Below are 16,262 nucleotides of genomic sequence, written 5' to 3'. Positions count from 1 at the left end.
TTTTATATTAAGCCAATAATGGCAAAACAAAAAATATCATTACCAATCAAACAACTTATCAAAGAAGCCTTCGACTTTTTTCTGCACTTCTTTCGCTTGTTGCTTCACAGCTTGTACCTGACAGTTTTGTTTAAGATCACCATTCGGATCCCAAATAGGCATTCGTGTTGTACCTGAACAATCTTCAATATAGGTACCGTTCGCCGCTACCGTATATTTCTCTCCTTCCAATTCTGAAGGTTGAGTTAAGATTAATGGCTCAGGTTTACGATGCTGAATGTAATCAGTATATAAACGCAATGCGCCTGTCGCACCCGTTAGGTGGGCAGTTTTATTGTCATCACGTCCCATCCATACTGTTACCACTTCACGCCCATCGATACCGACATACCAACTGTCTTTACCATCGTTTGTCGTGCCCGTTTTACCTGCCAAATGGCTATTTGGGAACAATTTATTCAATGAATGTGCGGTACCAAATTTTACCGTATCTTGCAGTGCATACATAGTTAACCATGCAGCCTGACTTGGCACTACCGATGAAGCTTTAGGCCAATTTTGGTAGAGTACTTTGCCATCTTCATCAACCACCGCATTTAATGCCGTTAATGGCGCTAAATAGCCATTATTACCAATGGCTTGGTACATCTGAGTAACTTCTAATGGCGACAAGGCGATCGAACCTAAAAATAACGACGGTACTTGAGGGATCTCTTCAAACGGAATCCCTAATTTTGTTAATGTTTTTGAGACTTTTTCAACTCCCAAAGCCATACCTAGATTAACCGTCGGAACATTGTACGATTTGGCTAACGCCACAAATAAAGGCACTTCACCACGATATTTACGATCATAGTTTCGAGGACTCCATACCGCACCATCTTGCATCTTAATAGAAAGAGGCTGATCTTTGAGTGAAGTTGCAAGCGTGTACTGCTCTGGGTCTTCTAATGCTGATAAGTAAATAGAAGGTTTCACTACCGAGCCAATTTGACGTTGTGCATTTATTGCACGATTATAACCAGGGAAATTAGGGTTACTTCCTCCAATCATAGCGCGAATTTCACCTGTTGTACGGTCAGCAATCACCATCGCGGTTTGTAAGTTTTTACCCGAACGTTTTTCCACTAACGGGATCATTTTCTCGACAGATTCTTCAGCCAACTTTTGCGATTGAGGATCGAGTGAAGTAAACAGACGTAAGCCTTTACCTTCTTCAAAAGCATCACCTACTTTTTGCTCTAACTCACGTTTAAGTTGATCAAAGTACGCAGGCTGACGTTTCGCAAGTTGTCCTTTTGATTGAACATCCAACGGTAATTTTATTGCTGCTTGATATTCTTTATCCGTTAACAATTTATTGTCTAACATGATTTTTAATACCACGTTACGACGATCTTTCGCGCGCTCAGGGTTGCGCCAAGGGTTGTAGTAAGACGGACCTTTTACCAAACCAATTAACAGTGCTAATTGATCAGGACGCAATTCCGACAATGGGCGATCAAAGTAATAACGAGATGCCAAAGCAAAGCCATGAATACCACGTCCACCATATTGAGCGAGATAAACTTGGTTCATGTAAGCATCAAGTACTTCTTCTTTACCATATTTATAATCGATGATAATCGCCATATAGGCTTCTTTAAATTTACGCCATAAACTGCGCTCACTCGATAAAAACATATTTTTAGCAAGTTGCTGTGTTAGCGTACTACCACCTTGAACTGTGTGCCCAGCTTTGATATTAGCGACAAAAGCACGAGCAATACCCACTAAAGAAATACCATCATGCTCATAAAAGTGACGATCTTCAGTATCAATCAGACCTTCGACTAATAACTTAGGCATTTTATCTTCAGGGAGATAAATTCGTTGCTGGTCATTTTTCGCTTCTAACATGCCCAACATTTTAGGATCAATATGAAGGAAACCAAGCTCTTTATTTGTATCAAGATCCTTGATTTGGCTGATCCCTTCGCTGTTGAATGTCACAACAACATGACGAGCACCTTCTGCACCCTCTTTAAAGTTAAATGGTCGACGAACAAATTCAACAGACCAGCCATTCGCTTTATATTCACCACTTTGATCAGGCTTCGCGACCTTTTGATAACCCAATACTTTTAACTCATTCACTAACGAGTTATAGCTAACTGGCGCTCCTGGTTGAAGGGCAAGCTCGCGAGCATAAACCACCGAAGGTAATTGCCACAGTTGACCTGAAAACTTCTCACTGATGGTTTTGTTTAAGTTATTCCCAAGATAAGCCATGCCCAAGCCACCAATAATGGCAACAGTAAGAATACTACGCTTAATTAATTTACGCGTTGATGATGGCTGTGGCTTATCCTGTTGATTATCAGGCTGATGTTTATTTGATGTCATTCATTTTTCCAATTTAACAACTACGACTTTACTAAAAAATAATTATCAAACAATAAGATAAATAAGATGGCTGTTAAATTACTACCTTATATAAAATCAATATAGTTGGGCTAAACATAATCCTAATTATCAATGATCATGTCATCCTAGTGTCAGTTCTATATTGTATGATTTTTTTATCAAGGCTGGCAAAAAACATTATTTTATATGGCGCGTTCGTTGAACATCTATCTCTGTAATAATGAGATTAACCTATCCTCAAAAGACAGCGTTTGATTTCGTATCATTAGGCATGACAAATGCTTTGTGGCGTAATAAGCGGTTAATTCATCTGGCTTTGGGTCGCAATTTATTCGCAAATCATCCACAATAACGCCTTTAAGAAAGCCAGCGATCAATTCCGATCGGGCACAGGTACCATGAGATAGCTATGCAACGTGATTATACTTTAAACTGCCTATTAACAATGCCTCGCCATGAGCTTGAAGAATTTAGCTTACGCGTAATCAGCCGCATGGTGCCGGAAGATGTAATGCAGGAAATATTCACTTTTGAACAAGAAGAAGTGGATAGTGAAGAACGCCTTAAGTCAGCACAATTTGATGCAATGCTACGCATGACAGCGGTTGCTTTGGGTGAAGTCAAGGAAGCATTTTCAGAATCGGATAACGCTAAGCAAAATATTGAACGTATGACACGCTTAATTCTTTGGCATTTTTACGCTATCTCATTCCAGCTAGAGGAAGCTGTCACATTAGAGCAGCACTGTGCTGAAGTTGAAAAGATTTTAGCCAATGCGCCTGACAACGCATTTGGTTGGATAAGTGTACTGACAGAATTACTTCATCGTTACGCAGCATTAAGCGAAGAAAAATAACCATTCCTCGCATCATTAATAGTTAAATAAAAAGGCGTACCCTTAGGATACGCCTTTTTTTAAATTTTTTATTGCCGATACTAAATACTATTAATAATCGAAATCGCTGTACTCCGGACTCTCAAAACGTGAACGTGTCATACGACGTTTCTTTTTGTTACGAGATTGATTCAAATCTTGAAAATCATCATTAAATTCAGAGTTGAATTTTGATTTGCTGCCCTTGTGAAACTTTTGGTCTAACTTAGCCATTTGCGATTCCTGAACTACATCCAGAGTAAGTAATTAATAAATAGAACACAGGCAATATTAATGCTCTATTGTGACAAAAATACGTCGCTTTTTTGTAAAATCAGTGACAACTGCCTTGTTTGTTTTCCACTTGATTTATTGCTTAATTCGTATTTTTTCTAAGACTAATTCAGGAACTCGCTCTCTGTACAACAAGATATTTTACTGCTTATCAGCAAAAAAACTTATCCATTGTTTTCGGTCACATTCTTAAAAGGAACTTCGACCAAAGCGTTGATCAAGTCCTCTTTTTCGTTATCTTCTCGCCATACTAAATATAAGCTTTGATCCATAACTGGCGCGTCTTTTACGACATGAAGTAAGCCTTTTTTCTTAGCACTTTCGACAACAGGCGATGGCAGATAACCAACTCCAGCATTCGCTAAAATATAATCAAGCGCCATTTTAACAGAATGTGTATGCATAATTGGTGTACGCTGAAGCTCAGCAATACGACTGTGCTCAACAGAAAATCGTGTGCCCCAATCTAAAAAGACAAGTGGAATATCACGCGTATCATGTAAGCAACAATTACTTTTATTAGTCACTAACTGTAATTGGTAATCTCGAACTTTACGTACATTGAGATTTTCAATTTTCGGTGGTTCGCTGGTAATAAAGAGATCGATGCTCTGATCAAACAAGCGTTTTGCCATCCCTTCACGTTTAACCGACTCTAAGCGTAATGCTAGCCCAGGCATATTGGCATAGATATGGTTAATCCAATCAGAAATCCCATCAAACTCCCAGAATAAAGGAGATGCACCAATGGCTAATTGGGTATTGAGGCTATCTGTTAATGCAACATCCTGCTTCGCACGCCCCCATGTTTGCAAAATAGCTTCAGCATAAGGCTGTAAACGCTCACCAGCTGCAGTTAGATGGACATTACCACGTTGACGAGAAAACAACGGGTTACCTAGCTGAGACTCAAGCTGTCGAATACGAAAGCTGACGGCAGACTGCGTTAAATATAAATTATCAGCTGCACGGCCAAAGTGACGAGTCTTAGTTACTTCTAAAAATGTTTTTAGTAATTCTGTATCCACAGCGAAATTCTCAAGAATAAGAAGGATAAGTTGCGTGATTATCGTGCTATTTAAGCATTATATATCTAATAAGCAAGAGCTTAATCTAGATCTTAAACGATATGATGATTTATGGTATCAAATCATTAAAAAAATTCATTAGAACGATAAAAAATGTTTGATTTACAACTCACCAAGTCTGGATAAATATCACCGCAAATCACATCAAGGACTTTATGAATGAGAAGTGAAGGTAAATTTTACGACGATAAAAATTTCCCACGTGGCTTTAATCGCTCGGGGGTTTTTACAATTAGTGAAGCCAGCGTCTTAGAAAATTACGGACGTATTATGCGTGCCTTACATGAAGGGACTACTCAACCAATCGATGAGTCTGAAACTCAGTTCCTTGCTGAAGTGTTAGGTCAGCAAGCAGCAGTGTCTGAATTTGGTAAGTGTTGGTTAAAATACCTGAACCACACCACTCATAAAGCACGCAGTTATACCTTATGCGTGTCGCAACGTCCCAACAATGGCGTATACGGCGACGATGATGATGCCGATAGTGGTAGTGATAGCGATTTAGACTATTAATTACTATCAGAGGGCTCACCTCTGTTTATCGAGTAACAATGAAGCCATCCCACTCTCGTGCGATGGCTTATTTCTTTTTAATAGCCTGTAAAACAGGCACTTTCTTGGTAGAGCTATGAAAATTTGTTTTGTTATGTATCCGTGGGACAAAGTTGAAGCCGAAAACGACTCCACACTACGTCTTATCCATGAAGCCGCAAGCCGCGGTCACACGGTTGCTATAACAACACCAAGTAACTTAACTATGCGTGACAGCATGGCTATTGCATTCTGTAACGTATTAAAAAAAGGTGATGTATCAAACAATATTCCAAGCTTTTACCGCAAAGCTGAATTTAACAAAGCCGAGCTACCATTAGCGGGCTTTGATGTTATTTTTATGCGTGCTAACCCACCTCTAGATACCATGGCACTTAATTTCTTAGATTCTGTGCGTGAGCATACTTTCATTATCAATGATATTGATGGTCTGCGTGTGGCTAATAACAAGCTATATACAGCATCGCTACCCGATCCAAACCATGAATATATTCCAGCAACACACGTATCAAAGAACCGTGAATACTTAGAGCGTGTATTAGACGAATCAACGCAAGATCGCATGATCCTAAAACCACTAAATGGTTACGGTGGTAAAGGCGTTATCTTGGTTGAAAAGAGTGCAAAATCAAGCGTTAAATCATTACTTGATTTCTACATTGGTGACGATGAAAACTATGTGATCTTACAAGATTACATTGAAGGTGCAGAACAAGGCGATGTTCGCATTCTACTGCTTAATGGTGAACCTATTGGTGCAATGCGCCGTGTACCAGCAGAAGGCGATGTACGTTCAAACATTCATGCCGGTGGCCGTGAAGTAAAACACGTACTAACAAAGCAAGAACTTAACCTATGTAAACACATTGGCCCTAAGCTTGTGCGCGACGGCCTGTTCTTTGTTGGACTAGACGTTATTAACGGCAAACTGGTTGAAGTAAATGTATTAAGCCCTGGCGGTATTACCCGTATCAATCGTCTTAACCGTGTGAAACTTCAACGTAATGTCCTGGATTTTGCTGAGAGCGTAGTAATGGCGAAAGAAGTCGGCATTGCACGTAAAAATGATTTTCGAAAGGTGATTGCTGATGCTGCATACTGAGTTAGAGGTTCTGGAGAAAATCCGCAGCCTGACTCCCTTTGAAGCGGAACTTGATGATGGCAGCTTGATAATTCGTGTTAGCGAATATCAGCCTTATATTGCTACAGCCATTCATCATGGACACAACCTTCGTGGCGAGTTAAAAGAAAAATGTGCGCTAACAGAAGAAGAGCGCTACTTTGAAGAAGATCCATTTACTGGCGATTTTATTTCATCTCTGCCAATCATTCTTCAGGGTGAAGATTCACGTTACGAATACGATCTTAACCGTGACCCAAGCAATTGCATCTATGACGATGCGTGGGGTAAAAAAGTATGGCTTGAGCCATTAACGGTAGAAGAGCGTGCGGAAACACATGAAAAACATAACCGCTACTATCGTATTCTTAAATGTCTTATTGAAACATTAGAAAAAGAATTTGGGTTATGTTTGTTATATGACATCCATTCATATAACTACCAACGTATTGACGAGAAAACACCAACATTCAATGTCGGTACTAAGCAAATTAACTGTCGTCGTTGGCGGAAAGAGATTGATGCCATGCTTGAAGGTTTAAATAGCATAGAGCTACCTAACCTTGAAGTAACAGCATTAGAAAACGATGTCTTTAAAGGCATGGGTTACCAAGCTACTTTCATTAAAGAAAACTTTAAAAACACATTAATCCTACCGATTGAAGTAAAAAAAGTATTCATGAATGAGGAAGGCGGCGAAGCGTATCCATTAGTGATTGAAAAGTTGAAAGAATCCATGAAAACCGTGATAACGGAACATGCTGCTTTCACTATCACTAAACGCACAAAAGCCAAAGGTTTAACAGGTAATGATCTGCTTGCTTCGAACTTATCCAAAGAAGTAGTCAAACTGGATCGACAGCTATATCGTATTGCTCGTGGTATCAATACGCTTAGCTACATCAACCCAACGAACCTTAAGCAAGAAAAGCGACGCTTTTTAAGTAAGCCGCATAGCTATCAGCCACAGTTCACTTATCGCCAACTTGATTTAGACCCATACAAGTTCCGTGAGCAACTTTACCGACTACCCGTAGAAGGTATCCGTGATGCTGACGTACAAAAAATGTATCGCAAAGTTATCGACCAATTAGCGGTACGTATTGATCTACTTTGTAGTATTGGTACTGATGAGTTCTTATATAATTCATTACGTTACTACGGTCAGCCTGATGAACGTGATATTGCTAATGCAAAATTTATTCTTCATGCTTGTGAATACAAAGAGCAGCAACCTGCCACAATCACAGCCAATGAAGCAATAGAAGCGTTTAAAGAAGCGGCGCAAGAGTACGACATTCCTTGTAAAATCGTTTCTTCTAAACAGCTAATTGCACGTGCAATGGTCAGTGGTAAAACGATCAAGGTGAACCCAAACAGTCGTTTTACACAAGGTGATTTAGATGCGTTAATTCATCACGAACTGGGAGTGCACTTAGTCACGTCAGTCAATGCTGAACGTCAACCATTGAAGATCCTACAACTGGGTTTACCTGGTAATACGCATACACAAGAAGGCCTTGCGATTCTTTGTGAGCACTTATCAGGTAGCTTCCCACTACACCGCCTAAAAACATTGGCGTTGCGTGTTGTCGCTGTAGAGATGATGGTCAATGGTGATAGCTTTAACGATTGTTTTAATAGTTTAAAACATGAGTATGGCATCAGTAATGATGAAGCATTTACCGTAACGGCACGTGTGTATCGTGGTGGTGGTTTCACTAAAGATTTCTTATATCTTCGTGGCTTAAAAGATGCGATTCAAGCGTATAAGAATGAAGATTTAACATCATTATTTATTGGTAAGACTGGCTTTGAATTTAAGCCCCTGCTTGATGAACTCATCGAGCGCGGGATCTTAAAACAACCCGATTACTTACCTAAAGCACTAGAGATAGATGCGGATATCGATCCAGTGATGGAGTTTATGCTTAACTCGATTCGTTAATCGACAAGCACATCAACCCTAAACAAAAAGCGACTAATCGGTCGCTTTTTTTATACGTTATTAACGCATTAACGTTACATTGGTAATGTAATTACGATCACCCCAGATAATCGTACAAATCAATAACACCAACATTAGGTAATCAGTCGTTTTTAGGCTTACCACGCATCAGTACAGCCGCGATAATGGCCTATACCACGGTAATAACAGCAGGGATGTAGAATGCGTAGCGTCTATTTCTCGTGTAAGCGATATAAATATTTATCCAACTATAATTTCACAACATATAAAAAAGGCAGCCTGATAGACTGCCTTTCAAATTGATAAACATTTCATTTTTAGCGATTAGTTGCCAGGCACAACGCGTGTCGTATTACCCTGCTGATAAATATCAACACGTTGGCCTACACGGAAAATCATATTTGGATCGACTTCCTGCACAACCGCAATGGTTCTACCGCTATCAAGTTTAATCACGATATTAACGCCATTGCGCTGACTAATTGCATCACCCGCTTTATTACCTAAAGCTGCGCCAGCTAAACCGCCGCCAATAGCCGCAATATCAGAACCACTACCGCCACCAACTTTCGAACCCAGAATGGCACCAATGGCACCACCAGCAATAGTACCAATCATATTTTCACCGCCACCACTCATGGTTACGGCATCTAATTTGATGATCGTACCGGTTAATACATTTTGTACTGTGCGTGCCTCACCGACATCATAAGCATTACCATATGGATTTTGCGCACAACCTGATACACCAAGTGCTGCGACTAGACATAAAGATGCTACTGTATACTTTTTCAATATAACCTCCGTCAATAAAGCAATCTGCTATTACAACGATATAAGTTTGGACGTTAAATTAACATTTTGCTCACAAATCCTGTATTTACACTGAATGGACTAATAAAAACAATATGTTACAATTTATTCGCGTAAGAAGAAGCAAAGCTTTACAATTAGTTTCTCTTTTAAAAGGTAAAAAATACTCAATCTAGTGTGTTTTTTTACCGCGAATTTTATTAATCAACGTCACCACAGCAACCACCGCGGCTCCCGCAATAACACCCACAATACCGTTCATTAATGGTGGTAGAATAGACGCTGAACCAGGCAAATTGACAGCTTGTACAATGTTCTCCACAATTTCATGGGAATGCGGCAATGTATGTACAACGATACCGCCACCGACAAGAAACATCGCAATTGTGCCGACAAACGCCAGAGCCTTCATAAGATAAGGTGCTATGTTCACCAATAGCGAGCCAAAACGGTTTTTCAAACTCGCTTGTTCGCTATGATTTACAAGATATAAACCCGCATCATCTAGCTTCACAATACCTGCAACCAAGCCATAAACACCTGCCGTCATAACCGCAGCAATTACGCTGACAACAATGGCTTGAGTTAAAAATGGATGATCTTGTACAACCCCTAAAGAAATCACAATAATTTCAGCAGAAAGAACAAAATCAGTACGAATAGCCCCTTTTATTTTCTCTTTTTCATACTCTGCGATATCAACATCACTTTGCGCTAACACATCAACTTTATCTTCCGTGTTTGCCTCTGAATGAAATAATTTCTCAACGATTTTTTCAACACCTTCAAAGCATAAGAATAAACCGCCTAATAACAGCATTGGTTGAATCAGCCATGGGGCTATTACGCTGATCAATAACGCTGCGGGAACCAAGATCAGCTTATTTTTAAATGAGCCTTTTGCGACACCCCATACAACAGGAATTTCGCGTTCAGCACGTACCCCCGTTACCTGTTGGGCATTCAATGCTAAATCATCGCCTAACACACCCGCTGTTTTTCGTGCTGCTACTTTTGTCATCACAGCAACATCGTCTAATACGGTCGCGATATCATCTAACAAAGTTAATAAACTTGCACCTGCCACAGGTTACTACTCCTTCCATTAAGAGCCTATTGCTCTTAAATACACAAACTAACAATATGATGTTAATACTAAACCGTTAATACTGACTTCATTCACATACAGTTAAGCATTATAATGCCTATACTGAAAAAATAAAAACCAGTGTTTTTTATCGCGCTTTAGCGCTCTTTTCAATTAAAGTCGGTATAAAGCCTAATGGCTAATCTTTCTTATCATAACGATAAATCTTTTTTGATTGCAGTTAGCCTCATTCAATTGTCTAATCGCCAAGCACCCTCTTTTCGGTTTGAGGTGTAGACTGAGATTGGAATTCCTCTCTTTACGTTATGTCATACCGTGCTAGTAGCAGCACGACCTGTTCGGAAATGACAATGAAATTATTCGCAGCACTATACCTACAAGCATTTTCTTGTCTGAATAAAGTATGCGACAACGCAGCCAACAGCACCAGACCAACCCAATCTAGACGATCGACACGTATATTCATTAATAGTAATGATGAAACGAACTCGGATAGTCCCAGTTACGTGTAATTAAATGCAACACACTACTGTTAGATGTGGACTGCTTTTTTATTAGCGTGACCTTTAGATCCTGACTTTTATGACGTCAGTAACCATAACCTTCTATTTTATTTATATTTTCTGCAGTTCTGTAGGGCTTTTGTTCGCCTTAAAAAACTGACGCGTACTTTGCAAGGATTAAGACTATGAGTGAGTGGACAATTAATAACGCACGTGACGTTTATAATACGCCTTACTGGAGCCAAAACTATTTTGATATTGCACAAGATGGTTCAGTGGTTGCACGTCCTAATTTACAAGCTCCCGGCAATACCATTGGTTTATCGCAACTTGCTGATGAACTGATTGCCGCAGGAGCCTCATTACCGGTATTGGTGCGTTTTCCAGAAATAATGCATCACCGTGTCGACAGCTTATGTAGTGTGTTTAACCAAGCTATTGAAAATTATGGCTATACTGGTGACTACCTTGCGGTTTATCCAATCAAAGTAAACCAACAGCAGGAAGTCGTTAGCGAAATTCTTAAAAGCCAATACGCTAAACAACAACGTCAGTTAGGTTTAGAAGCGGGCAGTAAACCAGAGCTTATGGCTGTGCTGGCTATGGCGCAAGAGGCGAGCTCAGTCATTGTTTGTAATGGCTATAAAGATAAAGAATACATTCGCCTTGCACTCATAGGTGAAAAGCTAGGACACGAAGTGTATATCGTCCTAGAAAAACTATCAGAACTACGCATTATCTTAGAGCAAGCAAAAGAGCTTGGCGTTACTCCTCGTCTTGGTTTACGCGTTCGTTTAGCCTCGCAAGGTAAAGGTAAGTGGCAAGCCAGTGGTGGTGAGAAGTCTAAGTTTGGATTATCGGCATCTCAGGTTTTAACTGTGGTAGATGAACTGCGCCAGCGCGATATGCTAGATTGTCTGCAATTGTTGCATTTCCACTTAGGTTCACAAATCGCCAACATTCGTGATGTAAGAAATGGTGTGGGTGAAGCCGGCCGTGTTTACGCAGAATTGAAAAAAATCGGTGTTGGTATTACAACTATAGATGTTGGTGGTGGTTTGGCCGTGGACTATGAAGGTACCCGTTGCCAGAGCAGTTGTTCAATGAACTACAGTATTAACGAATATGCAAACAACATTGTTTATGTATTAGGTGATATTTGTACTGAATATGATATTGCTATGCCACGCATTATTTCAGAATCTGGGCGTAACTTAACGGCGCATCACGCAGTCTTAATCACCGATGTTGTGGGTGTAGAAAGCTACAAACCAGAAAGCATTAGTGCACCTACTGAAGATGCACCACAAGTGCTACAGAACATGTGGATGTCGTGGAAAGAGCTCTCTGAGCATTCCGATCAACGCTCGTTAGTTGAGATCTACCATGATAACCAAAGCGATTTAGCCGAAGTTCACGCCCTATTTGGGGTTGGGATGATCAGCTTTATCGACCGTGCATGGGCAGAGCAAGTTAGCTTACGCCTATGTTACGAATTACAGAAAAAACTCTCAGATAAAAACCGAGCTCACCGCCCGATTTTAGATGAGTTGCATGAGCGTTTAGCGGATAAGTTCTTTGTGAACTTCTCTTTATTCCAATCATTGCCAGATGCATGGGGTATTGATCAAATCTTCCCTGTATTGCCTTTAAGCAATTTGGATAAAGCCCCTGAACGTCGTGCGATTATTTTAGATATCACCTGTGATTCAGATGGTGCCATTGATCAATATGTTGAAAGCCAGGGTATTGAAACCACACTACCGGTTCCAACATGGTCAGCCGAAGAGCCTTACCGTATTGGTTTCTTTATGGTTGGTGCTTATCAAGAAATTTTAGGTGATATGCATAACCTATTTGGTGATACCGACACCGCTGTTGTTCGTACTCGTGCTGACGGTGGTTATGAAATAGAAAAAATTGATCGTGGTGATAGTGTTGGCGATGTATTGCGCTACGTGCATTTAGACTCGAAAGAGTTTTTACGCCAATACCAAACAATGGCTGAGCAACATTTAACTGTTCACGAACGTGATGCAATTTTACAAGAATTAGCAGAAGGTCTTGAAGGTTACACTTACCTCGAAGATGTTCGTGCTATCTAATTAATTTATAGACTGAATAAGGTCCCTATCACGTCAATCCTGTGTGATAGGATGTCTTAACAGGGCTTTGCCCAAGATTGTTGTTGGAGAGAACCATGGCAACATTAGCTAACTACCCAGATTACTCACTATACGCAAATGCGTTTGGTTTTTTGCGTCAACCACTCAACTTCTCACCAATGGAGTCTGATGCTGATGTGGTGATCACTGGTATTCCATTTGATATGGCAACCACGGGTCGTTCTGGGAGTCGCATGGGACCTGGCGCGATTCGCCAAATTTCAACCAACCTAGCATGGGAAGGTAAACGTTGGCCATGGACATTTAACTTATTTAAAACTATCAAGATTGCTGACTGTGGTGATCTGGTATTTGATTGTGGTGATGCCGCACAAATGTGTGAGCGTCTAGAAGCACACGCAACCGGCCTATTAGAACAAGGTAAGGCAATGTTAAGCTTTGGTGGTGATCACTTTGTGACCCTGCCGCTGCTTCGTGCTCACGCTAAGCAGTTCGGTAAAATGGCATTGATCCACTTTGATGCCCACACTGACACTTATGATCAAGGCAGTAAGTTTGATCACGGCACCATGTTCTACCATGCACCGAAAGAAGGCCTAATTGACCCTCACCACTCAGTACAAATTGGTATTCGTACCGATCACTGCGACAGCTTAGGCTTTAACGTGATTGATGCTGGTACCGCTAACGATTGGTCGGTTGAGCAAATCGTTTCAACTATCAAAGAAAAAGTGGGTGATATGCCTGTGTACTTAACCTTTGATATTGACTGTTTAGATCCTGCGTTCGCACCGGGTACAGGTACTCCTGTGTGTGGTGGTTTAACATCAGATAAAGCACTGAAAATTATCCGTGCGCTAGAAGGTATTAACTTAGTTGGTATGGACGTGGTTGAAGTGGCACCGTCTTACGATCACGCTGATATGACATCCCTTGCAGCAGCAACAATTGCAACCGATATGCTGCACCTATGGGCATTAACTCATAAGAAAGCAGATATTAAATAAACGATAAAGCACATGCCTATACCCAAGTAACTTCAAGATGCAGTGTTCAGCGAGACGACCTTAGTTCTCAGGCGCAGCAACGATTCGAAGATATAGTGGTTCTACATTGAGAATCGTTAACAAAGTCTGAGAGCTAAGGACGCTCGCCCTTTGGGAGCGTGTCACTGAGCCGACTTCTTGCGTCAGACAACTTGGAAAGAGCTCGCTATTCCGCTTCGTTGCCTTCCTTGAATTCGACTCAGTGACCTCGCTCTGAATCAGGCACCTTGAAGCCACTTGGGTATATAAATACAAAAATGCCAGAGCTTTCACTCTGGCATTTCTTTAAGTGTGCTGTTTTATTATTTTGTGTCGTCGCTAGCTAATTAAGATCCCGCCCCACACAACAACAACCAGTGCCATCGCAACAAATACCGCTGCCGAACCAATGTCTTTCGCTCGGCCACTCAACTCATGGTGTTCAGGACCGATACGATCAACCACTGCCTCAATGGCTGAGTTAATCAACTCAACAATCATCACTAACAACAATGAAGCAATCATGATTGCTCGCTCTACCCCAGTCACCGGTAAGAAAAAGCTAATCACAGTCATTAGCACCAGTAGCACTGACTCTTGGCGAAATGCCGCTTCGTTCTTCCATGCAGCTTTCAATCCTTGAACAGAATAGCCTGCGGCATTAATAATTCGAGTTATTCCCGTCGCACCCGGTTTCATTATTATTTTTCTCTCTATTTATAATCAGTTAGCTAGCATTGCATTAATGGGCGCTAATACTACGACATTGTGAAAATATATCTAGTTTAGGTTCATAAACGTTGGTTTTTACGTCCATCATGCCAAGTAGTGAATGGAACAGATAATCTTGTGAATATCCACCGGCTTGTGCTTCTTTTTCTAAGCAAGCACGGTTAATGTGCTGATTTTTTTGGTATTCAGGTGATAACCATAATATCAGTGGCACAGTGGTTTGCTCTTTCGGTGCAATAGCATAAGGTAAACCATGCAAGTACACGCCATCTTCACCCAAAGATTCACCGTGATCGGCCATATAGAACATCGCTGTATTGGCATGATGATCATCTTGCTTCAACATATCAATCACTTGGCTCAAGATATAGTCGGTATAAACAATGGTGTTATCGTAGGTATTCTTTACCTGCTGCTGAGTACAGTTTTGCAAATCGCTGGTATCACAGGTAGGGGTAAACACTTTAAATTTAGCAGGATAACGATCGTCATAGGTTGGCCCATGACTACCTATAATATGCAGCACAATAAAGGTATCTTGCTTCGCATCATCAATGTATTGCTGCAGGCCTTTCAATAAGATTTGATCGTAGCACGAGCCGTTATGGCACAAGCTAGGATCAATTTCAGCACTCATCTCAACATGTTTAATGCGATCACATGCCCCTTTACAACCACCATCATTATCTTTCCATAACACATCAATCCCCGCGTGGTGCATCACATCTAATACGCCATCTTGGTGACGTGCGGTCATTGGGTTGTAGTTCGCTTTAGTCATATCAGAGAACATACAAGGCACAGAAGCTGCCGTTGCCGTACCGCAAGATTTAACATCTTTAAAGCTGATCACATTCAATTTTGCCAGCTCAGGGTTGGTATCACGATCGTAACCATTGAGTGAATAGTTCATCGAACGTGATGCTTCACCTAATACCATCACCACCACATTCGGTTTACCTGTTTTTTCAGAGATAACAGCGTGTTCATTTACCGCATCAGTGCCAATGTGTTTAAACGGCATCTTCGCTTCAATTAACTGGTACTGCGCATAACGATAAGTGGCTGACAAATAGTTAGTTGGGTTAATCAGCGCCTTAATTTCAGAGTGGTTACGAACCAAAGACGCATAATCTTTATAATACCCAGCAGCAATCAAGCCAATCACTAGCAACGAGACAACAATCGATCCTAATTTTGACAGTAATTCTTTAAAAAAGGGCTTAAATTGTACTTTCATCGACGTAAAGATGATGGCAGGAATAATCCCGATAACCAATAACCATATCCCACCACCGAGCGATAGATAACTGGTCGCTTCACCGGTATTCGTCTCAAAAATATTAACGATCATACCGTAATCGAAAAATACGCCATAGCTGTACATACCATAGGTTGCTAGTGCCGACAGAATAATCAGTACAGGGATCAAAACACGATATATCTTCGGCCAAATAAGTAAGGTAAAGATGATATTTAATGCCGCACAAATAAAGATCGGTATGGATATGGCAAAAATAAGACTATTTGGCGGATTGGCTTCAAATAATTCAGTGATATGTCGCCATAACGCAATATTTTGTATCGCCGTAAAAAACAGTGCGATTAAAAGCGTATATAGCACACTCGTTAAACGAAATTTCATGTGTCTA

The 16,262-nt window shown here is 40.7% G+C and carries 13 protein-coding genes; 6 read left to right on the top strand and 7 right to left on the bottom strand.

The genetic code is table 11. The features are described 5' to 3' along the window. Positions 1-39: 39 nt before the first annotated feature. On the bottom strand, positions 40-2,385 hold the full coding sequence (gene mrcB / locus C9J42_RS12070) for a penicillin-binding protein 1B (RefSeq protein WP_107246485.1): 2,346 nt from the start codon (positions 2,383-2,385) through the stop codon (positions 40-42). Between the two features lie 430 nt (positions 2,386-2,815). Between mrcB and C9J42_RS12065 the strand changes: the two genes are divergently transcribed. Next, positions 2,816-3,262: an exoribonuclease R gene (locus C9J42_RS12065; RefSeq protein WP_107246486.1), complete on the top strand. Its 447-nt coding sequence runs from the start codon at positions 2,816-2,818 to the stop codon at positions 3,260-3,262. A gap of 90 nt (positions 3,263-3,352) precedes the next feature. Here the strand turns inward: C9J42_RS12065 and C9J42_RS21620 are convergent, their stop codons facing one another. After that, positions 3,353-3,514, bottom strand: coding sequence for a hypothetical protein (locus C9J42_RS21620; RefSeq protein WP_198038485.1), 162 nt, complete (start codon positions 3,512-3,514; stop codon positions 3,353-3,355). Positions 3,515-3,738: 224 nt separating this feature from the next. Further along, a complete protein-coding gene (gene hdfR, locus C9J42_RS12060) occupies positions 3,739-4,602 on the bottom strand; it encodes an HTH-type transcriptional regulator HdfR (RefSeq protein ID WP_107207351.1) in 864 nt (287 codons plus the stop codon). A 219-nt stretch (positions 4,603-4,821) separates the two neighbouring features. Here hdfR and maoP point away from each other — a divergent pair, with 219 nt between their 5' ends. From maoP to C9J42_RS12045, 3 genes are all read left to right on the top strand, one after another. Continuing rightward, a complete protein-coding gene (gene maoP / locus C9J42_RS12055) occupies positions 4,822-5,175 on the top strand; it encodes a DUF413 domain-containing protein (RefSeq protein WP_107207352.1) in 354 nt (117 codons plus the stop codon). Positions 5,176-5,290: 115 nt separating this feature from the next. Next, complete coding sequence (gene gshB, locus C9J42_RS12050; protein ID WP_107207353.1) at positions 5,291-6,316, top strand: glutathione synthase; 1,026 nt, start codon at positions 5,291-5,293, stop codon at positions 6,314-6,316. Next, complete coding sequence (locus tag C9J42_RS12045; RefSeq protein ID WP_107207354.1) at positions 6,303-8,282, top strand: flavohemoglobin expression-modulating QEGLA motif protein; 1,980 nt, start codon at positions 6,303-6,305, stop codon at positions 8,280-8,282. Before gshB ends, C9J42_RS12045 begins: the two co-directional genes overlap by 14 nt. A 345-nt stretch (positions 8,283-8,627) precedes the next feature. Here C9J42_RS12045 and C9J42_RS12040 read toward each other — a convergent pair whose 3' ends face one another. Beyond that, positions 8,628-9,098, bottom strand: coding sequence for a glycine zipper 2TM domain-containing protein (locus tag C9J42_RS12040; RefSeq protein ID WP_107207355.1), 471 nt, complete (start codon positions 9,096-9,098; stop codon positions 8,628-8,630). A 190-nt stretch (positions 9,099-9,288) separates the two neighbouring features. After that, complete coding sequence (locus C9J42_RS12035; RefSeq protein WP_107207356.1) at positions 9,289-10,203, bottom strand: DUF808 domain-containing protein; 915 nt, start codon at positions 10,201-10,203, stop codon at positions 9,289-9,291. Positions 10,204-10,912: 709 nt separating this feature from the next. Between C9J42_RS12035 and speA the strand changes: the two genes are divergently transcribed. Then, on the top strand, positions 10,913-12,832 hold the full coding sequence (gene speA / locus C9J42_RS12030) for a biosynthetic arginine decarboxylase (RefSeq protein WP_107246489.1): 1,920 nt from the start codon (positions 10,913-10,915) through the stop codon (positions 12,830-12,832). A gap of 95 nt (positions 12,833-12,927) precedes the next feature. Then, positions 12,928-13,860: an agmatinase gene (gene speB / locus C9J42_RS12025; RefSeq protein WP_107207358.1), complete on the top strand. Its 933-nt coding sequence runs from the start codon at positions 12,928-12,930 to the stop codon at positions 13,858-13,860. Positions 13,861-14,217: 357 nt separating this feature from the next. Here the strand turns inward: speB and C9J42_RS12015 are convergent, their stop codons facing one another. After that, on the bottom strand, positions 14,218-14,577 hold the full coding sequence (locus C9J42_RS12015; protein WP_008988692.1) for a diacylglycerol kinase: 360 nt from the start codon (positions 14,575-14,577) through the stop codon (positions 14,218-14,220). Positions 14,578-14,620: 43 nt separating this feature from the next. After that, positions 14,621-16,255: a phosphoethanolamine transferase EptA gene (eptA, locus tag C9J42_RS12010; RefSeq protein WP_107207359.1), complete on the bottom strand. Its 1,635-nt coding sequence runs from the start codon at positions 16,253-16,255 to the stop codon at positions 14,621-14,623. Positions 16,256-16,262: the final 7 nt, after the last annotated feature.

Origin of the sequence: Photobacterium sp. GB-56, assembly GCF_003026105.1 — a bacterium.
Lineage (GTDB): Bacteria > Pseudomonadota > Gammaproteobacteria > Enterobacterales > Vibrionaceae > Photobacterium.
The sequence above is the reverse complement of the archived record's forward strand: the minus strand, read 5'-3'. Positions and strand labels throughout refer to the sequence as shown.

Coding starts and splice junctions, on each gene's coding strand:
- speA (WP_107246489.1), top strand. CDS start 10,913: ATGAGTGAGTGGACAATTAATAACGCACGTGACGTTTATAATACGCCT.
- eptA (WP_107207359.1), bottom strand. CDS start 16,255: ATGAAATTTCGTTTAACGAGTGTGCTATATACGCTTTTAATCGCACTG.
- mrcB (WP_107246485.1), bottom strand. CDS start 2,385: ATGACATCAAATAAACATCAGCCTGATAATCAACAGGATAAGCCACAG.
- gshB (WP_107207353.1), top strand. CDS start 5,291: ATGAAAATTTGTTTTGTTATGTATCCGTGGGACAAAGTTGAAGCCGAA.
- C9J42_RS21620 (WP_198038485.1), bottom strand. CDS start 3,514: ATGGCTAAGTTAGACCAAAAGTTTCACAAGGGCAGCAAATCAAAATTC.
- speB (WP_107207358.1), top strand. CDS start 12,928: ATGGCAACATTAGCTAACTACCCAGATTACTCACTATACGCAAATGCG.
- C9J42_RS12015 (WP_008988692.1), bottom strand. CDS start 14,577: ATGAAACCGGGTGCGACGGGAATAACTCGAATTATTAATGCCGCAGGC.
- maoP (WP_107207352.1), top strand. CDS start 4,822: ATGAGAAGTGAAGGTAAATTTTACGACGATAAAAATTTCCCACGTGGC.
- C9J42_RS12065 (WP_107246486.1), top strand. CDS start 2,816: ATGCAACGTGATTATACTTTAAACTGCCTATTAACAATGCCTCGCCAT.
- C9J42_RS12045 (WP_107207354.1), top strand. CDS start 6,303: ATGCTGCATACTGAGTTAGAGGTTCTGGAGAAAATCCGCAGCCTGACT.